The 25,535-nt window shown below is 55.7% G+C and carries 13 protein-coding genes; 7 read left to right on the top strand and 6 right to left on the bottom strand.

Annotation, left to right across the window (positions count from 1 at the left end; all coding sequences use genetic code 11):
• Positions 1-330 precede the first annotated feature (330 nt).
• The 3 genes from OSO_RS0104405 (at position 331) to OSO_RS0104385 (ending at position 7,510) form a co-directional block, all read left to right on the top strand.
• The gene (locus OSO_RS0104405) at positions 331-1,632 is read left to right on the top strand and encodes a Gfo/Idh/MocA family protein (protein ID WP_029246632.1); all 1,302 of its coding nucleotides are present in this window, start codon (positions 331-333) and stop codon (positions 1,630-1,632) included.
• A gap of 278 nt (positions 1,633-1,910) precedes the next feature.
• Positions 1,911-5,102, top strand: a complete 3,192-nt coding sequence (locus OSO_RS0104395) for a DUF1553 domain-containing protein (protein ID WP_010582300.1) — start codon at positions 1,911-1,913, stop codon at positions 5,100-5,102.
• Between the two features lie 356 nt (positions 5,103-5,458).
• The gene (locus OSO_RS0104385; RefSeq protein ID WP_010582299.1) at positions 5,459-7,510 is read left to right on the top strand and encodes a TolC family protein; all 2,052 of its coding nucleotides are present in this window, start codon (positions 5,459-5,461) and stop codon (positions 7,508-7,510) included.
• A gap of 94 nt (positions 7,511-7,604) precedes the next feature.
• On the opposite strand, the gene OSO_RS0104380 is transcribed toward OSO_RS0104385, so the two are convergent.
• Positions 7,605-8,981, bottom strand: a complete 1,377-nt coding sequence (locus OSO_RS0104380) for a Gfo/Idh/MocA family oxidoreductase (protein ID WP_010582298.1) — start codon at positions 8,979-8,981, stop codon at positions 7,605-7,607.
• A 562-nt stretch (positions 8,982-9,543) separates the two neighbouring features.
• On the opposite strand from OSO_RS0104380, the gene OSO_RS0104365 reads away from it, so the two are divergent.
• Complete coding sequence (locus tag OSO_RS0104365; protein WP_010582296.1) at positions 9,544-10,341, top strand: polysaccharide deacetylase family protein; 798 nt, start codon at positions 9,544-9,546, stop codon at positions 10,339-10,341.
• A 48-nt stretch (positions 10,342-10,389) separates the two neighbouring features.
• Positions 10,390-11,160 carry a PAQR family membrane homeostasis protein TrhA gene (trhA, locus tag OSO_RS42085; RefSeq protein ID WP_010582295.1) on the top strand — a complete coding sequence of 257 codons (771 nt, stop codon included), beginning with the start codon at positions 10,390-10,392 and terminating at the stop codon, positions 11,158-11,160.
• Here the strand turns inward: trhA and OSO_RS0104355 are convergent.
• From OSO_RS0104355 to OSO_RS0104345, 3 genes are all read right to left on the bottom strand, one after another.
• Positions 11,130-12,119, bottom strand: a complete 990-nt coding sequence (locus OSO_RS0104355) for a 3'(2'),5'-bisphosphate nucleotidase (protein WP_010582294.1) — start codon at positions 12,117-12,119, stop codon at positions 11,130-11,132. The genes trhA and OSO_RS0104355 overlap by 31 nt on opposite strands.
• 21 nt (positions 12,120-12,140) lie before the next feature.
• Entirely contained in the window at positions 12,141-13,196 is a 1,056-nt protein-coding gene (locus OSO_RS0104350; protein ID WP_040591913.1) for an Ldh family oxidoreductase, read from the bottom strand.
• Positions 13,197-13,276: 80 nt separating this feature from the next.
• Positions 13,277-15,904: a tetratricopeptide repeat protein gene (locus OSO_RS0104345; protein WP_010582292.1), complete on the bottom strand. Its 2,628-nt coding sequence runs from the start codon at positions 15,902-15,904 to the stop codon at positions 13,277-13,279.
• Between the two features lie 287 nt (positions 15,905-16,191).
• On the opposite strand from OSO_RS0104345, the gene OSO_RS0104335 reads away from it, so the two are divergent.
• Positions 16,192-18,522, top strand: a complete 2,331-nt coding sequence (locus OSO_RS0104335) for a GH92 family glycosyl hydrolase (protein WP_010582291.1) — start codon at positions 16,192-16,194, stop codon at positions 18,520-18,522.
• 63 nt (positions 18,523-18,585) lie between these two features.
• Here the strand turns inward: OSO_RS0104335 and OSO_RS0104330 are convergent, their stop codons facing one another.
• Entirely contained in the window at positions 18,586-19,329 is a 744-nt protein-coding gene (locus OSO_RS0104330; protein WP_010582290.1) for a response regulator, read from the bottom strand.
• A 302-nt stretch (positions 19,330-19,631) separates the two neighbouring features.
• Here OSO_RS0104330 and OSO_RS42080 point away from each other — a divergent pair, with 302 nt between their 5' ends.
• The gene (locus tag OSO_RS42080) at positions 19,632-24,062 is read left to right on the top strand and encodes a chemotaxis protein CheB (protein WP_010582289.1); all 4,431 of its coding nucleotides are present in this window, start codon (positions 19,632-19,634) and stop codon (positions 24,060-24,062) included.
• Between the two features lie 134 nt (positions 24,063-24,196).
• Here the strand turns inward: OSO_RS42080 and OSO_RS0104320 are convergent, their stop codons facing one another.
• Positions 24,197-25,510, bottom strand: coding sequence for a Gfo/Idh/MocA family protein (locus tag OSO_RS0104320; RefSeq protein WP_010582288.1), 1,314 nt, complete (start codon positions 25,508-25,510; stop codon positions 24,197-24,199).
• Positions 25,511-25,535: the final 25 nt, after the last annotated feature.

The following is a 25,535-nucleotide window of genomic DNA, read 5'->3' as shown; positions in this document are numbered from 1 at the left end:
CGTGAGGATCGAGATTCGCTAACGTTCGATTCTCACGCCAATTTAGCGTTTCTTCCCTGTCTCATTGCCTCGAATAACGGTGCATGAACCAGGCAATCCGCTTCCCTGCGAATTTCCCCCAAGTGAATTCAATGCCTGTGGCAGGGCATTCTGGTGACACTGCGCCATTGTCACGACGCAGCGGCTCGTAGGCTTGGCGATCGAGCGCGCAGAATGTGTAAAAGAATTGTCTATTCAGGCAATCGCCGGGTGTCGAGAAGTGGCGAAGTCCATCGTAGTATGATTCTGGTTTATGATCGACCATTCGTCACACTCGCAGGGGGCTCGCCAATGCGTTCAGATCGCCGAACGTTCATCATGGATTTCGGAGCGGCTGTGGTTGGGGCCACGGCGTTGACTTCGTCGAGACTCTCTCTTGCAAGTGGACCTGGCGAACAGGTGGGGATTGCCGTCATTGGATGTGGCAGTCAGGGCGAAGGGCTGGTGAAGCGATTCGGCGCGACGCCGAACGTGCGGATGAAGTCTGTGTGCGATGTGGACGAATCGCGGCGCGAAAAAGTGCGCGCCCAAGTTCCTGCCGCGACGGCCGTGGATGATTTTCGCCGCGTGCTGGATGACAAAGACGTGGATGCGGTCGTCATTGCCACTCCGGATCACTGGCACACGCCGGCGGCGGTTCTCGCGATGAAGGCGGGAAAGCATGTCTATGTCGAAAAGCCCTGTTGTCAGAATTTTCACGAGGGAACGATTCTGGTGGAGACGGTTCGTCGGACGAAGAAGATCGTGCAACATGGGACTCAGTTTCGATCCGATCCATTGGCTCTATCTGTCATCGCGGCTTTGCGTGAGGGCGTGATTGGTGACGTCCTGATGTCGAAGGCGTGGAATGTCCAACGCCGAAAATCGATTGGTCATGAGCGTCCGACCGAGGTTCCCGCGGGAGTGGACTATGACCTTTGGGTCGGGCCTGCGGAATTCATTCCGTTTCAAGCGAATCGATTCCACTACAACTGGCGATGGTGGCGGAATTTTGGTTCCGGCGACATGGGGAACGACGGCGCGCACGAACTGGATCTGGCCCGCTGGGGGCTTGGCGTGGACGCACTTCCCGACACCATCAGCGGTGTGGGAGGCAAGTACTACTTCGACGATGACCAGGAGTTCCCCGATACGATGACAGTGGCGTTCGAGTATGCCGGAACGGAGGCAAAGCAGCCTCCGCGAACGTTGCTCTATGAGCAGCGGCTCTGGTCAACCAACTATCCGTTCAATGTCGACAGTGGTGTCGAGTTCTACGGAACGAAGGGAAAAATCTTTGTCAGCAAACGTGGCAAGCTAGAAGTTCTTGGTGAACGGAACGCCAAAATGGAATTGCCCAACAAGCCGACTGAGAATGCGCCCTCGCACTACGCGGATTTTGTGGAAGCAATTCGAAATAGCCGCACACCGCATGCGGATGTGGACAATGCGTTTCGTTCGGCGGCACTCAGCCATTTGGGGAACTTGACGGTTCGTTTGGGCCGTTCGCTGAAGCTCGATCCTGTCCGACAGCAACTGGTGAATGACCCTGAAGCGGGAGCGTTGTTGGCGCGAAACTATCGTCCCTCGCATTGGGCGATTCCCGAAGCGTGACCGCGACACCGGGCGATTCGCCGGATGATGGGATTCTGAGCCGGACGAGAGGCGGCAATCCATTTCGATTGGATTCGACTGCCGCGGTGCGCGCAATCACGAGGTTGGGCATCTGGGATGCTCATGCTTTCTTCTGATTTCTGATAAGATTGCTCCGATGGGTGACGCGTTGATGACCCAACAGGGTTCCGAACGCTGGCCACTCGACCTTCACAAAGTGTGGCGATGGGCGACGCAGGATGAGGTCACTCATTTGTGTCGACGGAGGCAACGTGTTGATGAGCGATCGGTGTCAAAAATGTATTGCAAGCGTCTGGCGAAGCGGCGTTTGTCTGTTTGTACTTTTGACCGCTGTCCCTGGTTGGGGGGCCGAGCCAATCCATTTCAATCGCGACATTCGGCCAATCTTGTCTGACAAATGTTTTTCCTGTCACGGTCTCGACAAGAATGCACGAAAGGCTGATTTGCGGCTTGACCTGCGCGAGAGTGCCGTTGAGAAGCAGGCGATTGTACCGGGTAGTCCCGACACGAGTGAGATGGTCCATCGCATCTTGTCGTCGGATGACGACGAATTGATGCCGCCGCCGAAATCGAACAAGCCGTTGACACTTGCGGAAAAAAATCTGCTGAAGCAATGGATTGCGGAAGGGGCAGAATATCATCCTCACTGGGCATTCATTGCGGTGCCGACGACAGTACCGGTTCCTCATCCGGCCGATGCTGCGAATTGGATTCGATCTCCGATTGATGCCTATATCCTCGACCGATTGCAGCGAGAACGGGTTGAGCCCGCAGCCGAAGCAACGCGCGAGAAATGGTTGCGACGAGTCAGCTTTGACTTGATCGGCCTACCGCCGTCGACGGCGGCGCTGGATGCGTTTCTGGTAGACACGTCAGCGAATGCATACGAACGCGCCATTGATCAGTTGCTTGAGTCCAATGCGTACGGCGAGCGGATGGCGAACGAATGGCTGGATGTTGCCCGCTATGCCGACACATTTGGATACCAGGCAGATCGCAATACCCATGTTTGGCCCTGGCGAGACTGGGTCATTCGCGCGTTCAATGAGAACCTTCATTACGATCAGTTCATGATCTGGCAGACGGCCGGTGACCTGCTTCCGAACCCGACTCATGACCAATTGCTGGCGACGACTTTCAACCGCCTGCATCGGCAGACGAACGAAGGGGGCAGCATTGAAGAAGAGTTCCGTCAGGCGTACATCGCTGACCGTGTCGTGACAAATGGTACTGCTTTTCTCGGACTGACCTTTGAGTGCGCCCGCTGTCACGACCACAAGTACGACCCGATTTCACAAGCAAACTTCTACGAGTTTGCAGCGTTTTTTGCGAACATTGATGAGCACGGATTGTATTCCCATTTCACGGAAACGGCCCCGACACCTGCGCTGCCGCTGTTCGAGGGGAATGAGCAGTTACGGCACGATCAAGTGCTCGAGAAACTACGTGCTCAACGCACCACGCTTCAGCAAATTCGAACTGACGCGCAGACACGATTCCTGCAACACCCATTGTCAAAAGCCTGTGTTTCGAATGGGGCAGAGTTGACGGCGCTGCTTGCGTCCCATTCTTCACGTCCGCTGGAACCTAAACTGCGAGTGACCTTCGACGATGCGAAAGTCTCGGGCGAGAACCGGCTTGTGCCGGGTGTCGCAGGTCAGGCAATTGAGTTTGGTGGTGACGAGGCGTTCAAGTGCGTCGGGGCGGGGCAATTTGGTCGGACTGATCCCTTCACGATCTCATGCTGGTTGAAATCCGCTGAGCAAAAACCTCGAATCGTCGTTGCGCATCAATGTGTTGCGGCAGAGGACGCAGCCTATCGAGGATATTCGTTGATTCTCGACAGCGGACGGCTGAAATTCTCGCTGGTTCATTTCTGGCCTGGGAATGCGATTCAGGTCGAGACCCTCGACACGATTCCGATCCACCAATGGACCCAGGTCGTGGTCACGTACGATGGCAGCAGTAGTGCCGCGGGATTACGCCTATTTATCGACGGACAACCGGCGGACGTCAAAACCACACACGACAATTTGACGCGCGACATCACATACCGGAAGGAATGGGGCGATTCAAATTCTGAGGGTGTGGAGTTGTCGTTGGGGGCCCGTTTCCGCGATGTGGGGTTTCGTCTGGGACAGGTCGACGAATTGCAGGTCTTTGATCGCGAACTGACAACCTTGGAAGTTGCGAAGCTCAATCATGACGTGCAATCGCCCGAAGTCGGCTTGCGACACGCGTCATTGGAATTCGATCAGGCGAGCCTGTTCGAACACTATTTGCGGCACCTTGATGGTCCCTACATGGCCGCAATGGGTGAGCTGCGAATGCTCGAACGCGACGAGAACGATTTGATCTCGAAAGTCCGGCAGATCATGGTGATGCACGAGTTACCGGAACCGCGGCCGATGCATGTGTTGAAGCGCGGAGCGTATGATGCGCCGGGCGAAGCCGTCACGGCGGACACCCCATCGACGATCTTGCCCTTTGCAAAAGAGTTGCCACGAAATCGGTTGGGGCTGGCACGCTGGATGACTGATCCGAAGCATCCTCTCACAAGTCGTGTGGCGGTCAATCGTTTCTGGGGGTTGTTCTTTGGGCGTGGTCTGGTCCCGTCGGTCGAGGATTTTGGGGGACAGGGACAACTCCCCTCGCATCCGGAACTGCTCGACTGGTTGGCTCGCGATTTCATGAATCACGACTGGGACGTCAAACGACTTTGTAAACAGATTGCGCTATCGGCCACGTATCGACAATCAAGTATTCCTCGAGATACGAAACTTGACATCGACGATCCCGACAACATTCTGCTGGGGCGTGGATCACGCTATCGACTGCCGGCCGAGCAGATTCGGGATAATGCGCTGGCGGTCAGTGGCTTGCTGGTGAAAAAACTGGGAGGCCCCAGTGTGATGCCCTATCAACCGGCGGGATTGTGGGAAGAGGCCGGAACTGGCAAGACTTATCAACAGGCGAAAGGCGAAGGGCTTTATCGACGGAGTCTTTACACGTTCTGGCGGCGGACATCGCCACCGCCCAGCATGCTGACTTTTGACGCGACGGGCCGCGAAGTGTGTACGGCGCGACGTGAGCGGACAGCCACGCCGCTACAGGCTCTGGTACTGCTGAATGATCCGCAGTATGTCGAGGCGGCAAGAGTTCTTGCCGAGAAGGCATTGAAACGCCATCCCGGGCAGGTGGAATCACAGATTCGAGATGTATTTCGCGAATTGACCAGCCGGCTGCCAACTCCGCCAGAGCTCGACGTATTGATTCGGCTTCACGCCGAGCAGAAGCGTCACTTTGAAATGGTGCCGGACGATGCCAAGCTATTCCTTTCGGTCGGCGATTCTCCGCGGGATGAGCAACTGAGCCTATCGGACCATGCCGCCCTGAGCGTGATTGTCGAAACGATGTTGAGTTTCGACGAGTGCGTGACCAAACGCTAATACGGTGTGGATTGAGGGCCGTCCTGTGCCGGTGATTTGCCAGTCGCAACGTCGTTGACTTATGACGTCGATTGGCTGACTTTGACGGATAATGCAGATTTTCAGCTTGTACGAGATTCTCGGACAAATCGGTTCATGCCGCTCGTGGTGATTGTCCGATATTTGACGTATCTCATGGTCCGCTGGCCGCCTTAGGTTCGTGTCATGCGTCGACTCTTTCTCCGCCGATATTGGTCGTGAGAGATTTTCATAGCAAGCCGCAGTCGATGATTGCTCCATTGCTGATCTCTGCAGGATGCGGGCACAGCAACTTGGCTGTGCCGTGATTTACGACCGTATTTGCAAGGATGCAAGTAATGCGGTGGATGCGATCGATCCGATGGATCAACGCGCTGCTTATGTGTGGCGCCATATTCGGCTGTAAAAATTCTCGGCCCGTTTCCTATTTAGGTGAAGCGGACCTCCAGTACTACAAAGACCGATCGCTGGCGATCGAGTACTCGAATGTCGATCAGCCGACAAGCGAAGATGTGGTCAATTCTCAGCGGCCTCATACCGTTCGAGATCGTGGACATGACGAAATCTGGGAGATGCCGTTGCTGCAGGCCGTACACTTGGCCGTGCAGAACAACAAAATGATCAGAACCCGTGGGGGCAATCTGACATTATTGCAGACTCCGCAGAACGCACCGTCGATCTATGATGCCGCGCTGCGCGATACGGGCTTTCTGTTCGGTAGCCGCGGTGTGGAAGCGGCCTTGGCTGACTTTGATGCCTCGTTCACGAGTCAATTGGTGTTCGGCAAGAACGCGGTTGTTGCAAACTCGCTGAACCCGTTTGCGGCAACAGGGGCGGGATTCGTCAATAACACCGATACCGGGGCGTTGACGTCGACCTTGCAGAAGACAATGGCGAACGGTGGTACGATCAGCCTGAACCATAACGTCAACTACGTCGGGACGAATGCTCCTTCGCAGTTGTTCCCGTCAAGCTACAACGGGATTGCACAGGTTCAGTATGTACAGCCTTTGTGGGCAGGTTCAGGCGTCGAGTACAACCGGATCGCCGGTCCAGCTCGAGCCGGTCTGGGTGCCGTGACCGGGGTGTCTCAAGGGGTGGCGATCGCTCGTATCAACACCGATATCTCGCTGGCGGACTTCGAAAACGCCGTGATGACAATGGTCAAGGATACCGAGGATCTTTACTGGGAGCTGTACCTGGCCTATCGCCAGTTCGATACCGACAACGCGAATCGTGACAGCTTGCTGCGAACGTGGCAAGAAGTCAAAGCGAAGATGGATGTTGGAGCAACAGGCGGCAATGCCAGCAATGAAGCTCAGGCTCGCGACGCTTACTTGGAAGCACGAGCGAACTTGGAAAACTCGTGGGCCGGAATCTTGGCGGCCGAAAACGCTTTGCGGAAACAACTGGGGATGCCGGTCAACGACGGCAAGTTGATTCGTCCGTCAGATAACCCGCTTGACGGAGAGTATGTCGCGCAGTGGGAATCGACATTGATTGACGCCCTGACTCGTCGGCTGGAACTGCGTAAGCAGAAGTGGCAGATTAAGAGTTTGGAACTGCAGCGAATTGCCGCTGAGAACGTTACGAATCCACAGTTGAACTTCATCGGTGGTTACCAGGTCAACGGCTTCGGCAACAACCTGCTGTCGAATACCAATGTCGATGGAACAACCGCGGCAGGATACAACAGCTTCTATGGTGCGATGGCTCGGGCTGATCAGACGGGATGGAATCTTGGTCTGCAATTCAGTATGCCGCTCGGATTCCGTGCGGCACATGCACAGTTACGAAACATCGAGCTGCAACTCGTGAAGGCACGTGCCGCCCTGTCCGCACAGGAACTGGACATCAGCCACGAAATTGCGGAAACGATGCAGCGTATCGATATCTCGTACATGACGGCTCGCACATATCTCGATCGTAAAGTTGCCACCGAACGTCGAGTTCAGGCGACTCAGGCGGAATACGAAGCGGGAGTTCGAGACGCGACGCTGGACTTGGTGTTGCGAGCACAAGCGAGCAACGCTGCGGCTGAAATCGCGTACTACACCTCACTGGTCAATTACAATAAGGCCATTACCGAGTTGCACATGCGACGCGGTACAATTCTTGAAAATGATGGAATCAATCTAACGGAAGGGGAATGGAATGCGGTTGCACAACAGGAAGCGGTTCGCCGTGCCTGGGCACGCAGCTTTGCAACTCCGAACAATTGGCTGAAGACCGAACCGGCAGAGTTTGCTTCACCTGTCCCATATCCCAAGACAGACATTTATCCAGGAGTTCCGGACTCGGATGGGATTCTGCCAACGGCGGCACCGGTTGACGGGATGCAACCAAGCGATCAACAGGTTGAACCTGGTGCTGAAACGACAAGCTACTGAGTTTTCTAACGCAAACAACCACCTCTAAATGTGAATGAGCCCCATCGAGTGAAAACTCAATGGGGCTCATTGTTTTCTTCAGACTGACGCTGAATTAGAACTCACGCGTCGTCTTGATGCCCGGTGCGGGGACGGGGTACTTTCCATTGGCATCAGCCAGAATCGGTGCAGGACCGTCCATCGTCAATTTGTCAACGTTCGGTGCGAATTCATGCTCGTTGTTCAGCATGTCGTCGAACTTGACGATTCGGCCCGTATGGCAGGCCATACGTCCCATCGAAGTGACCAGGCTCGCCTCGGCACCGCGTTTGACTTCGTTGTACGGCTTGTCCTGCCGAATGGCGTGCATCAGGTGATCCCATTCCAATTGGTATGGATTGGGTTCGGGATCTTTGCAGCGCCAGACGACATCGTCTTCGACCATCCGTTGTCCCTTGAAGATTCGGGCGCGGGATGGTGCATGTCCCGATTGCGAAATCACGGCCGAACCTTTGCTGCCGTGACAGAAGCTGGAGAATTCGTTGTAGCAATTGATCATGCAACGACCTTCGAGGATCAGCTTGGCGCCGTCCGCGAACGTGTATTCGACTGTATACTGGTCGAAGTTTTGATCGATGTACTCACCACGATAGTGACGGCCCCCGAAGCCTTTCGCTTCGACTGGCCAGGCATTCTTCATCCAGCAACATTCGTCGATGTTGTGGATCAGGAAATCGCTGAACGCACCACCGCTGGCCCAGAGGAATCCGTGGAAGTTACGGATCTGGTACGCCAGTTCGCTGATATCACCTTGTCGCTTGTTCACGAACGCATTCCCGGTCGGCCCGGCAACGCGGTACGCGCGGAGCAGGTTCAATTCGCCCAGTTGGCCATCCTGGATGCGGTTGAACAACTCGCCACGTGATTCGCAGTGGCGGCACATCAGGCCGACGCCGACCTTCAGGTTCTTTTTCATGGACTCTTCATACAGTTCCAGCATCTTGCGAGTGCTGGGGCCGTCGACGGTCACGGGCTTTTCCATGAAGACGTTCAGGCCACGTTCGATGGCATACTTGAACTGCACCCAGCGAAACGCAGGTGGCGTCGTCAGGATGACCACATCACCTTTTTTCAGGGAGTCCATGGCCTGCTTGTAGGCTTCGAACCCGATGAACTTGCGTTCTTCAGGAACGTCGACCATCTCGTTGTACTTCGTCTTCAGCGAGTCATAGCTGCTTTTCAGCTTGTCGGGAAAAACATCAGCGATCGCCGACAGTTTGACCGGGCCGAGTTTCGTCGACAATGCGTTTTCTGCCGCACCGGTTCCGCGTCCACCCGCACCAACCAGCGCGATGTTCACGGTGTTCGTTTCACCAGCATAGACATGCTTCGGCAGAACGATGCCCGCCAGTGCCGACGCGGCGGCGACGGTTCCGGTGGTCTTGAGCAGATCACGGCGCGAGAGGCCGTTGTTCGATTCGATGCTTTCCACTGTACAAACTCCCCTAGAATCTACGGCTGGACGACGCTCGAAGCGGTCCACAACTATCACCAACGAAAATACCGATCAGCGAGATGCCAGCCGGATGTTCACTGCCGAGTCGAATCGGATCGGACAGCAGCTTGAATCATGGCTCGGTAATCGACCTATCGTTGTACCGCCAATTCGAATCTCACGCGAGTCTGCGGTCGGAAGTTCACACCGCTGCAGGTGGAATCACAAACTTGTTATTTTGATCCTGAGGCGAAAGCTCGCACGCGTCATTTGCCTGGCGATCTCGGGCATTGCGAAAATTCACAATTGGTTGGAATGGGAATTTTCCCTCTAAACCTTGAGGCTTACGACACTCGCAAAATCGCCGTTAATGGTTCAAACTACCAGGACGATGATCGGGAATCGTTCAGTTCTGGTGACGGGCGTTTCCACGGCGAAAATTTGTTGACGTGTCAGGCGGAATTCAGGTTTTCAGATGACTGTCCGCAGATACAGATGTCGTTCATGCGTTTATTCAGTCCGCCCTTGATCCTCTGCAGGTTTCTGCCGGCTTTCATCCATGCTGATCAATCTGCTCTATCACGACATTACGGCTGTAGGACGCGAATCGACGAGCGGCTTCCCCGGCCCTGGCGCGGCTCGATACAAGCTGACGCCGGATGAATTCCGAATCCACTTGGATCACATCGCCTCCGTCGCGCGAACGCCACCGGTTGCGTCGGCCGAGGCGGTGCGGTCTGTCGGTGGCCCCGCATGGGCGATCACATTCGATGATGGAGGGCTGTCGGCGATCACCGAGATTGCCGACCAGCTTGAACATCGCGGGTGGCGTGGCTGGTTCTTCATTGCAACGAACTATCTCGGTCAGCCCGCCTTTTGTTCGCCAGATCAGATACGCGAGTTGCACCGACGTGGCCACATCATCGGCAGTCACTCGCACACGCATCCGGATCGGATTTCTCAGTGTTCGTGGGATCAGATGGTCGACGAATGGGGCCAAAGTTGTCGCGTGCTTTCGGGCATCATTGGGCAACCTATTGAAACCGCGTCGGTTCCGGGTGGGTTCTATTCACGTGATGTTGCACGTGCGGCGTCTCAGGCGGGAATTCGCGTACTGTTCAACTCGGAACCGACGACGTCGGCCTTTGCCGTCGATGGGATATTGGTCCTTGGGCGCTACAATATCTATCGAGGAATGTCTGCTGCGGATGCCGTGGCGCTGATGAACAGTCCGCTGCGGCGCTGGCGTCAGGCGGCATTCTGGAACTTGAAGAAGATCGCGAAAACGTTCGCCGGGCCCGTTTACAAGGCCGTCCGCCATCGGATCCTGGCACGAGAATACGCCAATGACGAATAGGGCAGGTGCAATGGTTTCACGGGCGATCAAGATACCTGGGTGAGAGTGATGACGATTGCACCGCCGATTGAAGTTATCCCTTGGCTGGGATTCCGCGAACCGTTCAATTCGTTCAGCCATTTGATTGGTGCTGTGGTGTTTGCCGCTCTGGCGTTCCGCCTGATTCGACTGGGACGCGGTGATTGGGTTCGGACGACCAGTTTGATCGTTCTGGCCATCGCCTCGGTCGCAATGCTGCTCGTCAGCGGCATCTATCACTTGCACTGGCCAGGGCCGACGCGGGACTTGTTACTTCGCATGGATGTCGCGGTCGTGTTCGTACTGATCGCCGCGAGTATGACCCCGGTGCATGCGATTCTGTTCGAAGGTCCGGCGCGCTGGGGACCGCTAGTATTGATTTGGGCCGTCGCGATAAGTGGAGTTGCCTGGAGAATTTCACTGAAGGAAAGTTCGCCGGGGACGTTGGGGGTCGTCGTGTTCTTGCTGTTCGGCTGGAGCAGCGTGATCATTTCGGCGGTGTTGCTACATAGGTTTGGCTGGTCGTTCATGCAGCCCGCCATCCTTTCGGGGCTCGCCTATACGATCGGGGCAATCTGCCTAATGTTTCACCGCCCGACGATTGTTCCTGGTCTGATCGGGCCGCATGAGCTCTGGCACGTCGCCGTCCTATGCGGGATCGGACTGCAGTGGTATTTCGTAAGTCAGTTTGCGTCGCCCCTAACGATTCCTGTCCGTATTCGTCCGCCGAAATTCCGTGACCAGATCGCCACGCTCACTGATCCTGTTGGCTATTCCGACTTGCCTGCGAAGACGGATTGAACGGTTGTCAGAACCGCATCGTGCAGGTGACCGTTCGTGACGATCACCCCTCGATTCTTCCTCAGTTCCGATCCCAGGGAAAAATCTAGAGGATTCCCCATCAGGTCGGTGACCCGTCCGCCAGCCTCTTGAACAATGATCACGCCACCGGCGTGATCCCAGATTTTCTCGAAGTAACCTGTCTTCGACGGCAATCGCAAATAGACATCGGCATCGCCGGTTGCGACGGTCGCATACTTTGCCTGACTGTCCATTCGGAGTGGTGGCGCAGTAATCCCCAATCGATCCGCGACAATCGACGATTCGCTATGCGACGTGTGTGCCGACTCGAATGATTCGCAGAAACGCGCCAGTGCCGGATCGGACTTCGGCGTGGCGTGAATATGCCGTGCTTGTGAGTCCGGTTCCAACGTCATGCTATACGCGCCATGTCCGCGTACGGCATAAAACAGCGAATGGCCTCCACTGCTGACGGAGCCGAGGTTCGGGCAGCCGAGAATTCCAAGCTGGATCTCACCATCAATGATCAGCGCGAGCGAGACGGCGTATTGATCGCGACGCAAGAAACCCTTTGTCCCATCGATCGGATCAAGGGTCCAGAATCGTGGCGAATAGTTCTTCGCCCCGCCTCGATCAATCCATTCACAAATCGTCTGCGGACTGGCTGTTGGGTTGTCACGTTGGATCAGTTTCTGGATATCGGCCAGGAACTGTTGATTCTCGGGCTGGTGCAGCGCGAAAGAATCTTCTTCCGCGATAATTGGATCGGCAGGGAACGCCTGGCTGATCGCATGGCAGATCGCCGCCTGGCTCGCGAAGTCTGCGATCGTGACCGGGCTGTTGTCTTTTTTGTCCAGAACGTCAGGAGTGATCGTGGACTGCACCGTCTGGCAAATGGCTGCCGCGGCCCGGACTGCTGCCAGTCCAGCCTGCAGTTCCTCGGTAAAAGGATGAGACATCTCAACTTTCCTAGTGTTGGGTTACGCGTGTGGTGCCGTGACGTTTAATGACTTGGCGAGATCGACCAATGCTTTCCAGTTTCCCTCATCCAATGGAATTCCGTTCGCGCGCCGCTCGGTCAACGTGCGCCGCTCCGGGTCACCGGGTAATGTCACGTCCTGGACGCCATCGATCAAGGGAACTTCTCGAACGTAGGTTTCAAGGCGTTCGACTTCACTAGTCAAGTGCGAAAGTCCGCCGAAGAATTCTGGATTCATCACCCAGAAGACGGCGCAGTTGCCCAGTGGCGGAGGCGGATTCGGCGTGGCGCATAACCCACCAGAAAAGCCGCCCGCGAGCATCTCGATCATGAATGCCAGCCCAAAGCCTTTGTAGGCTTGATCGCCTCCGAGAGGCAGAATTGTCCCAGGGGGAGTTCCGTAGAGCTGGTTGGGGTCGGTGGTCGGCTTGCCGTCGGGGTCGAGAATCCAGCCCAGCGGTACAGTCTGACCCGCAATTTTCTTTACACGAACTTTGCCTTCGGCCGTTGCGCTCGTCCCGATATCAAATACGAATGGACCTTTTGCTCCTCCCGGAACGCCGATGCAAATCGGATTGGTTCCAAGACGCGGACGCTTGCCTCCGACGGGCGCGACGCGTTGCGCAGCGCCATGATTGTTGGCAATGACCATGGCTGACAGCCCTTTGGCCGTCGCCATTTCTGCATACTCACCCAGTCGTCCAATGTGACAGGCGCGACGAATCGTACCGCAGACGATTGCGGATGTCTCGCACTTTGTCATCAGTCGTGACATCAAGTCCTGCGCGAGGACTTGTCCAAAGCCCCAGCCGCCGTCGCAGGCGAGCGAACTTGCAGACTCTTTCTCAATGACCAGCCGAGCATTCGGTTTAAGCGTCCCATCCTGCACTTTGCCGATGTAGAACGGGATTCGCATCACTCCATGCGAATCGTGGCCGCGCAGGTTTGATTCGACAAGGCTATCGGCAACAAGCTTCGCATCGGATTCAGAGACGCCACACGCACGAAACAGTTCCGATGAAAAGCGGGCAAGATCGGCATCGCGAAGAATCGGCAACGTGGCACCTCGATTCGATGAATGGTTGGAATTCGGTCGAAGGGTGGGGACTGTATCAGACGACATGCCCTTCGCAAAAGTCATCGGTTTGACAGTTTGATTCCGGGATTGTGGGCGAATGTCTCTGGTTCGGGTGGGGACGTCAGTGGCGACATCGCGGGTTCGATCAAGATTGAATGGGTGAGATTCAGGCCTTTTTGGGCCTCGTCATCATGAGGGTTGCGGACAAGAACCTGCTGATACAGTTCCATCGCCTGCTCAGGCATTGCGAACGACCGATAGAGATCTGCCAGGGGACGTTGGATGACGTTCTGCTCGGGAAATTGCTGGTTCGCCTGTTCCAACGTCTTGAGTGCCCGGCCGCTCCAGCCACACTCTTGAAGCTGACGAGCGAGCTGAAGGTGGTCCTCCGGCTTCGCGGGGTTTACCTCGTCGCGATGTCCGCCGACGACAATCGACGTCGACACCTGGCCCGACAACGCCTGACCAAATCGGATCAGCCGGAGCCAGGGAATCGCGTCGCGATTTCCAAGTTGCAGGCAACGTTCGTAGCAGTCAGAGGCGAGCGTTTCCTCCCCCAGGCGATGATGGAGTCTTCCGCGGACGAACAGCACCTCTGGATTTTCAGCCGACCCAGCGACGATCTCGTCCAGTTCCTTTTCCGCCTGAGCATATTTTAATTGACTCATGAGACTCTTTACGCGATTCAATCTGCTGGTCAGAGTCGATTCGGACATATCGTTGACACCTTGTTGCAGGCGTTCTCGGGCTCGTGCGGCACCGCCGGCCAGGATTGATGCAATCGCTTCTGCATTCGGAAGTATCCGAGCTGCATCCAGAAGTTCCGCGGCCATTGCATACTCTTGCTTTTCAAAAAGCAGCCAGCCAAGTTCGGAATACACGCGTGCTGTTTTAATGCCTCGTTCCTTCAAGGCTAGAAAGGCTTCGATTGCTTTGTCGTTCGCACCCGCTTCTCGAAGCAGGCTGGCGTGTCGAATTGCCAAATCGGTTCGTGTTGGATTCCGATCGCAGGCCTCCTTGCTGGATTCAAGCTGGTGCTCGAGCCAAATGGGGAATGTGCTCTTGATGACTTCCCCGGTACGATTGGGGCTGACTTCCAAAATTGCGACATCGTCTTCTTGATAGACGACCTTGAATCGCAGAGTCGGATCGGCTTCCAAGACTTGCCAACAGAAACCATCGCCGAACTGGCCTGCTGGAACGACGAGATAGCGGGCGGAAAACGCTTCAATTTGCTGGCGAAGTTTTTCGACGGAGAGGGTCTCAAACTGAACTCGCTTTTGAAAGCGATGTGCAGTTCCTGCGACCGCCGCATGCCAGGTCAGAACGCGCGCCGTCGGCGGTGTGTGTGCGTTGAGCCACAATCCGGCCCGCCGCCAGTTGCTGAAGTAGAAACCTGGTGCCCGTTCCAAATGAAATTCATGAGGGGCTTTGACGAACGCAAGATTCACTCGCACGAGTTGTTCGCAGCCTACGCACTGCCAGCCGGACAGTGCCAGTATGGCCACGACGCCGCACCTGGGCAGTGTCGTGGTCAGCAGTGGCCACTTCGACGTCAGAACACTGATGCCAGCGGGAAAATAGATCATCAGCACGGGGATCAGTGGCCACAAGAAACGCTCGTGTCGCCACGGCCAGACAATCAGGCATACACCGTAAATCGCGATATAAAGGAAGGCGAGCGAACCGCCATTGGCACGACGTTGGGTCATTCCTAACACCGCGACCAGCAACAAGAGGGCGGCAGCACCCGCCGTGACCGCATACGTAAGTCCGAGCGTTGGAGATGCGTCAAGCGTTAAGGGCGCGTACCACGGACGTTCATTCGAGAATCCCGGCAAGAGCAGTCCCGGCAGGGTCGTCAAATAGTGGCCGATTGTTTCGATACCCGACGTGATCGTTGCAGAGACGCCTTGTTCGCGGAGTCGCGTCAGCAATGAGCCAACGTAGTTCTCACCTCCCGCCTGTTTGTTTCGCCAGGCGAGCAATCCCATTCCTGCTCCTGCCACAGCGACCGTCGACAGCCAGTGCCAGCGCGAACGCGACAAAATACTCCAGATCGCCACCGCAGCGACCAACGATACGCCAGCCGTGCGAAGCCAGGGCGTGAACGCCAAAGCCACAATCGAAAGGCCGATTGTCAACCCGCGTGAAAATCGCATGTTGTCAGAAGGAGCGATCGTTCGTTGGATGGTCGAGCGACTGAGCAGCAGTAGGACGAGCAATACGCCGAGGGTGTAAGGGACTTCCGTCAACACTTCGGTTGAGAGCACCAGGAACGATGGGCTTGTGGCAATTGCGGCCGTCACGAATAAAGCCGTCACAAATTGGCAATGCAGCATGGCCAATTCGAACACGACCCAAAGCAGGGCTGCTCCTGTCACGAGGATCACAAGCTTGGCTGCAATGACATCGTACGGTCGTAGTGCCATCGCCGGAGCGAGTAACAACGAAAGGCCCGGCGGTCGCCACGAGTAGAGGGGAGCGCCGGGCAGGTCGGTGGCGCGATAGTCACCCAAGTCAACCAGCGCCTGCGAATAGATCAGATAGCGAGGGCTGTCTGGATTGAAAAGATCACAGTCATTTAGACGCGATATTCCCATGGTGACGAACACGGCGATCAGTCCCAACAGGACAGCACGTTGCCAAATGGAAACGCGGTTGTTGGAAATCGTCTCGATGGACATCTCTTAAACCTCTGAAAGTACTGGATTGCATGAGGCGCGTGCGGTTGGGACGGATTGTAAAAAGGGACGCGGTTTGAGAGAGCAATCAACGTTCCGTGACGGAATTCAAATCATTCAGTGGCCTTTGCGAGATTGTGTTTTTCGATTTGGTTTACCCCGGTCTGTGTCTTTTGCGCGAACTCTCTCCTTTGGCTTTGCCGCAGGTTCGTGGTACGTTCAGCGCGTCAGAACCATTTCGTCTGACCGCCTTGTCCCCGTCGTATCACTGCTCGATGTGAGAAATCAGAATGTCAAACAGGGCCGAAAATTGGGCGCGATGCCGAGCGATTCTCGGGAAGTCCATTCTCTGTTTCGCCTTGACGGTTGTCGTCTCGAATCGTGTTTGCGTCGCAGTCGACGGCGAGAAACCCGTTCCTAAGGTCCTTCCTGGCGAACTGGGGCGCTTTGTCAATCCGTTTATTGGAACGGGCGGTATCAGTTATCTCTGCGGCAACAATTTTCCTGGTGCGACGCGGCCCTTTGGAAAGGTTCGGCTCAGTCCAGACACCGTCTCAACACTCGGCAAACGCGCGTCGAATACGTCGGGATATTTCTATTCAGACAATCGCATTCTCGGATTCAGTCACACTCGTCTGGCGGGGACCGGTGCCACTGATGGCGGTAACTTTCTGGTGATTCCCGCTGAGAAATCGACCGTCCGAACATGCCGCCGTGGAATGAATGCCGCGTTTCTTCATGAGAACGAAACGGCATTCCCTGGGTACTACGGACTGACGTTCCCGAAGTTGGGCATTCGCGCCGAATTGACTGCCATGCGACACACAGGATTCCACCGGTATACGTTCGACGCCAATCAGGCTCCGCAGATCGTGATTGACGTGACAAGCGTGCTTGGCAAAGGAACAAGCGAAGCCGGTGAAGTTCGTGTCGTTCCAGACTCGAATGAAGTCGAAGGGACGGTGCGAACATTCGGTACGTTCGCGAAACGGTACGGAGGTTTGCAGACTTATTTCGTAGCCCGGTTCAGTCGTCCGTTTCAGGAGTTTTCGACTTGGATCGGAGATACAGAAGCGGTCGGCCAGCGTGCGGCCGCCGGCAACGACCTGTGCGCGACTCTGGGATTTTCCCACGAAAGGAACGCTCAAGTCGTCGAGTTGAAGCTTGCCATTTCGTATGTGAGCGTCGCCAATGCCCGAGAGAATTTGGATCAGGAAGCGGCCGCATTCGACTTTGATCAGGCCCTGGCAGGGGCCGCTGAAGAATGGGAGCAGCACCTCGCACGGATTCGAGTCATCGGCGGGACCGAACGCCAACGCACGATATTCTACACGGCGCTCTATCACTCATTGCAGATGCCGACGGAATTCAATGATGTGAACGGCGAGTACATCGGGTTTGACCGGCAGACGCATCGCGCAATGAAAGCGCGCTACTATACCGACATGTCTTTGTGGGACACGTTCCGGACAGTTCATCCACTGTTCAATCTCATTGCCCGTCGTGAACAGCGCGACATGCTGATTTCGCTGGTCACAATGGCGGAACAGGGGGGCTATTTGCCGCGCTGGCCTTCGGGTGGCGGCTACACCGGTTCCATGTTTGGTTCACCTGCCGATATTGTGATCACGGAATCGTATCTCAAAGGAATTCGTGGTTTCGATGTCGAAACGGCATTCCAGTTCATGAAGAAAACCGCGCTGGGGCCGGTTCCCCCTGGTGCACCGTTCTCAGGGCGAGTTGGCATCGAGCATTACCTGAAACACAAGTATTGCCCTGCGGATCTGATGAAAAAGTCAGTGGCCAGCACGGTGGAATACTCGTATGCCGACCATGCGATTGCGCGCCTGGCGCATGAACTTGGTCATCACGAGGACGGAAAACAATTCGATGAACACGCCGCCTACTATCGGAACGTGTTCAATCCCGAAACGCAGTTCTTTCAACCCCGCGAAGCGAATGGCCAGTTTTCGAATGCGTTTCAACCCGAACTTTTGACCTATCTGGACTTCGGCGGAACGCAAACTCACGGGTATGTCGAAGGCAGCGCATGGCAGTGGAGGTGGGGCGTTCCGTCAGATGCCGCGGCAACTATTCAACTCTTTCGGAGTCGTGAATACTTCGTGCAGGAACTCGAGAAATTCTTCGAGCAATCGCCATTGGAACTGGCCGTGAATCCGAATGCGTACTACTGGCATGGAAATCAACCCGATATCTACGCCGCATTCTTGTTCAATGTTGCTGGACGACCCGATCTCACGCAGAAGTGGTCACGCTGGATCATGGATCACAAGTACGGTGATCGCGAAAATGGAGTGGATGGGAATGACGATGGCGGGACGCTTTCGGCGTGGTACGTACTTTCATCGATCGGCCTGTTTCCGACTGCGGGAACAGACACGTACGAGATCACAAGCCCGCTATGGGATCAGGCGCAAATTGCGATCGGCGATCAATTGCTGGTGGTCACCGTTGAACGGCAGGCACCCGAACATCTTTACGTGAAGCGGCTCTGGCTGAATGACGAACTCGTGACACAGCACTCGATCCGACACAGTCAGATCGCCAGCGGAGGCACGCTGCGATTCGAGATGGGCCCTGAGCCGGTCATCCAGCCTTAGAAAACGACAATCCGCTGGCCCGCACGAGACTCGAACGTAGCGATCTTGGATGAATCGACGTCGTCAGGCGACGGCAGATGTCGTTCGCCGCTGATGAATGGCTTCGACCAGTCGATTGGGATTCAATGGCTTTTCGAACCAGGCATTGATTCCGTTCCGACCGCCGATTGTGACCCCGACTTCGTCTGCCCGGTGTCCACTCATCCCAAAAATTGTCAGATCATTGAGAAGTTCATTCTCCCGGATCATTGACAGCATTTTGGGGCCATCGATTCTCGGCATCATCATGTCGAGTAAGACCACGTCTGGGCGTGCTTCTGGCGACGAGAGACGAACCAGCGCTTCTGCGCCATCGGGGACAGTCTCCACAAGACAACCGTCCATGCGCAAGAGACCGGCCAGCAATTCGCGCTCGTTGTCGTCATCTTCCACAATCAGCACGCGCGAGAGTGGCATCGTCTGCGTAGGAATCGGCACCGGAGGGGCATAATTCTGATCGATCTCTTTCAATCGTGTCAGCATTTGAAGGTAGGTCTGGTGGGCACGATCCAAGTCGCCCCGCTGGACCAAACGTTCGTACATTTCGATGAACAGCGTGATCGTGTTCAATTCGTTGCGGAGTTGATGCTTGGTCTTCTGTTCTTCATTTTCCGCCGAGTTCAGCAATTCGCCTCGGAGAATTTGAATGTTGGAGGGGGCATCAATTCCCAAGCGAGCTCGGTTACCTGAAGCGTTCAGGATCTTGACAGTGATACCGATCGCGGGGAACACGATCTCCTCGTCACAGCGTCGTGATACGACAAGCATGACGGATCTCCTTTCCTCGGACACCGCCCATAGCGGCATCTCGCGCCTGGTTCCGTGGCAGAGCATTCCAGATGCTCATGACCATCCTTGATGGGTCGTTCCCGACATCATGCCGACCACGGCAGCTTCTTGCTGCGATAACCCGACTAACTAAGTTGCCAGATTGGCGCAGAAAGTCAATGATAGATTGGCGAAAACCTCGACAATTGCGGGTTGATGTCAAGAGGACAATCGCAAGAATTTCTGAGCGACGCGCTCATTGGTTGCCGTGGTGCGGATTCCGGCCAAAGGAAAATCACTGCATGTCAACGGAAGAAAAGCCATCCGACGCGATGTCGACGGAATCGAATCTGCCGACGTATGTCGTGGGGATTGGCGCCTCTGCGGGGGGGCTTGAGGCGCTCGAACGACTGTTCAGCCGCATGCCCGCGAATACCGGCATGGCGTTTGTCGTCGTTCAGCATCTGTCGCCCGATTTCAAAAGCCTGATGGACGAATTGCTGTCGCGCCGTACGAGTCTACCCGTGCTGCGGGTCGAAAATGGAATGGCGGTCGAACCGAATTCCATCTATCTGATTCCTCCACGTCGCGAGATGATTCTGTCGGACGGAAAACTGCTGCTGACAGAAATTGAGCCGCATCAAGGATTGTCCCTGCCCATCGACTACTTCTTTCGCTCCCTGGCGCAAAGTTACGGACGAAATGCCATCGCGGTGGTGATGTCCGGGACGGGCAGTGACGGATCGCGCGGGATTCAAGATATTCATGCGGCAGGTGGTCTGGTGATTGCGCAGACGCCACGGACCGCAAAGTTCGATGGTATGCCGGATGCGGCGCGTGAAACGGGTGTCGTGGATTTGTCGCTTGACCCCGAAGACATACCGACCGCTCTGGTCCAATACAGCGTTCGTCACAATCTCGATGACCTGTCGACTCATTTTGAAAACGTTCCGGCGGATGAGGAGGGTCTGGCGGCGATCTTACGCCTCTTACGCGATCAGCATGGAATTGACTTTTCGACCTACAAATTGAACACGGTCGTCCGTCGCACGGAGCGGCGACTGCAGATCAATCGTATTGACGCCGTCAAAGACTACCTTCAACGGCTCGAGCGTGATCCTGTCGAGCTCGACGCCCTGTACCATGACCTGCTCGTTGGCGTCACGCGCTTCTTTCGCGACGAGGATGCATTTGAGCGGTTGAGTGAGGAAATCGATGAGTCACTGAAACGTCACGACCCCAAGTCGGAGTTTCGTGCGTGGGTTGCCGGCTGCGCCACGGGGGAAGAAGCTTACTCAATTGCCATTCTATTGGACGAGCGAATTCAAGCCTGCGGCAAGCAGATCACGGCCAGAATTTTTGCGACGGACGTCCATCGTCCCTCGCTGGAGTTTGCGGGACATGGCCAGTACCGCCGTGAGAGCATTGGCAATATCCCGTCGGATCGGCTGGTCACTTACTTTCTGCAAACCGATCGAGGATTCACGGTTCATCCGCGAATACGCCAGATGGTGGTGTTCGCTCCGCACAATATCATCAAAGACGCGCCGTTCACTCGGATGGAGCTCGTGACCTGCCGAAATCTCTTGATTTATCTGCAGCCCGGCGCTCAAAAGAAGGCGATTTCCTTATTTCACTTCGGGCTGAAAGCCAATGGGATCTTGTTTCTAGGACCAAGCGAAAGCACGGGTGAACTCGAAGAGGAATTCACGCCGATCGATCGACATTGGAATATCTATCGCAAGCGTCGTGACGTTCGATTGAATGTGGAATTGCGACCCGCGCTCGCGCTGTCGGGGCGTTCGCTCAGGGCTTCGGGACTTCCTGAGTTCACCGCGGTGAGTCACCGTGGGATCGATGATCACCTGGCGAGCGCCTATGACGCGCTACTCGCTGAATTTATGCCGCCTGGCCTATTGATCGATAGCGCGAACCGACTATTGCATGTGTTCGGTGACGCCGGAAAGTATCTGCGACATCCGGCGGGACGAGCTGGAAACGACGTTCTTGACAGCATGGAGCCGCAACTGAAGCTCGCCGTCGTCGGTGCTATCCGCCGGACTCAAGTCGCACAGCAGCCGACCCATCTGCGTGGCGTCATGATCGGCAGCGAACCGATTGAACTGGGTATCCGTCCGGTCATCAATTCAAAATACGATGTCGTCAACTACTTGATTACCTTCACGGCGCCAGACACCGCGACACCACCAGCTTCGCCAGCCGACGGCGCCTGGATCGATATGCAGCATGTGTCCGAGAATGAAATGAAGGTCATGGAGGTGGAACTTCGACGTGCGAAAGAGAACACGCAAGCGCTGATTGAAGAGCTCGAAACGAGCAATGAAGAGTTGCAGGCGACCAATGAAGAGCTGGTTGCGTCGAACGAAGAGCTTCAAAGTACCAACGAAGAATTGCATTCAGTCAACGAAGAACTCTATACCGTCAATGCCGAGCATCAGCGGAAGATACAAGAGCTGACCGTCCTGACGGATGACATGGAAAACCTGCTTCACAGTACGCAGATCCATACGTTGTTTCTTGATCGCCAGCTTCGTATTCGCCGGTTTACCCCCGCAATCGGGGACATCTTCAGCCTGGTGCCGCACGATATCGGCCGTTCCATCGAAGCATTCCACAACCGATTGCAGGACGACACGCTGCTCGACGAATTGCGCGATGTTCTGAAGACGGGAAATGCCTGCGAAAAAGAAGTACAAAGTCACGCGGGCCGGTGGTTTCTGATGCGAATCCTGCCCTATACCACGGACAAGGGAAACGAGGGCGTCGTTCTGACCCTGACGGATATCAATGTGACCCGTCGGGCACAGATGAATCTGAAGCGTGTCATCGATTTCTTCCCACATGCCGTGATCGCGACCGATGATCAGGGTTTGATTCAAATGGTGAATCAAAGGACACAGTTGATCTTTGGGTATGACGCGAACGAAATGATCGGTCAACCGGTTGAGATGCTGTTGCCAGAGAGATTTCGTGAAAAGATTCGGTTGGATCGACAGCAGTATGCCCTGCAGCATCAGCATGCCGAACTGGATCAATTGACCGAGCTTTCCGGGCGACGGAAGAATGGAGAAGAATTCCCCGTCGAAGTCAGCTTCAATTCGATCAATACCGAAAAAGGACTCCTGATTCTCGCCTCGGTCAACGATATCACCATCCGGCAGTTGACTCAGCAGGAGCTCGCGCGGCGTGAAGAAGAACTGCGATTGGTGATCAACAGCGTTCCAATGCTGATCGCCTATATCGATGTCAATTACGTCTATCGCTACGTGAATAACTTCTATTGCGAGAAGCTGAACCTTTCACCAGACGACGTTCGCGATCACCGAATTGAAGATGTGGTCGATGCGGAAACGTATGAGCAGAAACGCGGACATCTTGAACGGGTCTTCGCTGGAGAGCCATTCACCGCCGAGATACGCCGATCATTTCCCTGCGATCCGTCGCATCGCGAGACTTGGATTCTGGCGCACTATGTTCCCGATCGAGATGAAAGTGGCAAGGTTCGCGGCTGCTTCGTCGCGATGAATGACATCACTGAGCTCAAAGAGCTCGTGGCTTCAAAGCAATTGCAGGTCGAGCAGCGCGATCTGTTTCTGGCGACGTTGTCGCACGAGTTGCGAAATCCACTGGGGGCCGTTACGTCCGCACTCTGGCTGCTGCAGGCCAATCGTGACAATACCGAACTGCAGCGAACGACCCTCGCAGCGATCGATCGGCAGACACGTCAAATGACGGCGCTGCTTGACGACCTGCTGGATGTGGCTCGTGTGACACGCGGCAAGATCGCGTTGGACCGATCGCCTGTCGCGCTCGATCAGGTCATTGGTGAGTCGGTCGAATCGGTGATGCCCGCGTTTGATAAACGTGGACAAAAAGTGGAGACGATGCTCTGCCAGCAACAGGCCTGGGTCGACGGAGATCTGGTTCGACTGCGGCAGATTGTGACGAACTTGCTTTCGAATGCGTCGCGTTATAGTTCCCCCGGAAAAACGGTGAAACTCAGTTTGAGCCTAGAGGCTGCAAGCAGAAGTAAGCCGGCTATGGCAGTCATCTCCGTGCGTGACGAAGGAATTGGGATTGCACCCGATGTCCACGAAAAGATCTTTGAACCGTTCGCGCAGCTTCGGCGAACGCACAACGAAGCGTCCGAAGGGCTAGGTCTGGGGCTGTCGTTGTCCCGTCGACTGGCGGAACTGCATGGCGGAACGGTGACGGTCATCAGCGAAGGTGAAGGCTGCGGCAGCGAGTTTTGCGTCCGATTGCCACTGATCGAGGCGCCTGCCATCCGCGAATCGTCGAAGGGGGCGCCTGAGAGCGTCGATGGCAAGCAATCGCAGTCCATCGTGCTGGTGGAGGACAACGAGGATGCCCGTGATCTCCTTAGGCAACTACTCGAGTTTGAACAGTTCGAAGTCCACACCGCTCCAGATGGCTTGGCGGGCTTGGAACTCATTCGCAACGTGCGACCTCATTTCGCGGTTGTCGATATCGGCCTGCCCGGCATGAATGGCCACGAGCTGGCGCGCGAGGTCAGACGCCACGATCGCAGCACGATCTTGATTGCCGCGACAGGATACGGTCAGGAGTCCGATCGCGAAGCCGCTTTGGACGCCGGTTTCGACGAGCACATTACCAAGCCATTGAACTTCGACGAACTGCTGCTGCTGTTGCGGCGAGTGTCCACTCCAGCGTATCGCATGCGTCCCAAGTGAACGTTTGAGTGACCCTGAGATTGTCGAGCGGCGTCTCGATCCCAGATCGGTCTCGCCGGATCGCGTTGACGAGGTGCTTCGACGTCTGACGTGTCGGCTTCGTCTTTCTGAAAGAACGAATGACGCGGTCAGTCTTATGTGTTGAACGTTTGCAAGGACCAGGGCTCGCGATAGGGGCGATCGAGCATGGCTGCGGCATCCGGATCGCCCACGATGATCTCTTTCACGGGATCCCATGTGAGTTTTCGACCAGTACGGACGGCCAGATTACCCAGATGACAGACTGTCGCCGATCGATGGCCGATCGCCACATCACAAATCGGAAGCTTGCGAGACTTAATGCAGTCGAGAAAATTCCCGTGATGATCGGAGCTCTCATAGAGGCGAATGCCGCCCGTGTCGGGCTCTTCCTTTGTCAGATCGGTCGGAGTGCAGGTCATTCCCTTCCGAGTGATATGGATCTTGCCTTTTTCGCCTTCGAATGTCGTACCGCCCGGTTGTCCTTGTCCGCAGATCATGGTGGTCCCATTGGCGTACTGGAATGTCACTTCGCACCATTCCGGCACTTCAAAAAGCTTTTCGTCATTGTAGCGCGTTCCTCGCGCCTCAACAGAAATCGGGCCGCTCTCGTCCATGCCGAGCCCCCATTGAGCGATGTCGAGATGATGTGCACCCCAATTGGTCATCTGGCCACCGGCATAGTCCCAAAAGAATCGGAAATTGTAGTGCACATGCTTTTCGTTATAGGGGCGAAGAGGTGCTGGTCCCAGCCAGAAGTCGTAGTCGAGTTCTTTGGGGGGAGCCGAATCGATGACGGCCGGGCCTTTAAAATTGACCTTCGAGATGCCCGCGCGGACCGTGTGAACCTTGCCAATCGTCCCTGATCGAACGAGTTCACAGGCGCGGCGGAAATCTCCCTCTGACCGCTGCTGACTTCCGGTTTGCACGATCCGCTGATGTGTCCGAGCCGCAGCGACCATGGCCTTCCCCTCGTGAATGGCCAATGTGAGAGGCTTTTCGCAATAGACGTCTTTTCCCGCCTGGCATGCGTGGATTGTTTGCAAGGCGTGCCAGTGGTCGGGAGTCGTAATTACGACGGCATCGATATCCTTGTTTTCGAGCAGTCTCCGGTAGTCCGCGTAGGCGGAACAGGGGCGACCCGATCTCTTCTCGACACTTTGTTTGGCTGAACCCAGTCGCGCCGAGTCCACTTCGCAAACTGCGACGGAATCGGCTTGAGGAAACTGCATGATTCCCTTGATGTTGCCAGCTGCTCGATTTCCGACGCCAATGAACCCAATCCCGATCCGATCGCTCGGCGCAGGTCGATCTCCCTTCGCAAACGCACGCGACGAGACAATGAGTGGAAGGCCAGTGATGACCCCCGTCAAGGCGGCGGTTTTCCCCGCAGCGCTTAGAAATTGGCGACGTGATTGTGTGTGACTCACGGATCGAGTGCCCCTAAGATCGTTG

Source organism: Schlesneria paludicola DSM 18645 (assembly GCF_000255655.1).
GTDB lineage: Bacteria > Planctomycetota > Planctomycetia > Planctomycetales > Planctomycetaceae > Schlesneria > Schlesneria paludicola.
This window is presented reverse-complemented; position numbering and strand designations above follow the sequence as displayed.

What these genes read in the sequence shown, in the direction of transcription:
- OSO_RS0104405 (WP_029246632.1), top strand. Translation starts at nt 331, where the DNA reads ATGCGTTCAGATCGCCGAACGTTCATCATGGATTTCGGAGCGGCTGTG.
- OSO_RS0104395 (WP_010582300.1), top strand. Translation starts at nt 1,911, where the DNA reads ATGAGCGATCGGTGTCAAAAATGTATTGCAAGCGTCTGGCGAAGCGGC.
- OSO_RS0104385 (WP_010582299.1), top strand. Translation starts at nt 5,459, where the DNA reads ATGCGGTGGATGCGATCGATCCGATGGATCAACGCGCTGCTTATGTGT.
- OSO_RS0104365 (WP_010582296.1), top strand. Translation starts at nt 9,544, where the DNA reads ATGCTGATCAATCTGCTCTATCACGACATTACGGCTGTAGGACGCGAA.
- trhA (WP_010582295.1), top strand. Translation starts at nt 10,390, where the DNA reads ATGACGATTGCACCGCCGATTGAAGTTATCCCTTGGCTGGGATTCCGC.
- OSO_RS0104355 (WP_010582294.1), bottom strand. Translation starts at nt 12,119, where the DNA reads ATGTCTCATCCTTTTACCGAGGAACTGCAGGCTGGACTGGCAGCAGTC.
- OSO_RS0104345 (WP_010582292.1), bottom strand. Translation starts at nt 15,904, where the DNA reads ATGTCCATCGAGACGATTTCCAACAACCGCGTTTCCATTTGGCAACGT.
- OSO_RS0104335 (WP_010582291.1), top strand. Translation starts at nt 16,192, where the DNA reads ATGTCAAACAGGGCCGAAAATTGGGCGCGATGCCGAGCGATTCTCGGG.
- OSO_RS0104330 (WP_010582290.1), bottom strand. Translation starts at nt 19,329, where the DNA reads ATGCTTGTCGTATCACGACGCTGTGACGAGGAGATCGTGTTCCCCGCG.
- OSO_RS42080 (WP_010582289.1), top strand. Translation starts at nt 19,632, where the DNA reads ATGTCAACGGAAGAAAAGCCATCCGACGCGATGTCGACGGAATCGAAT.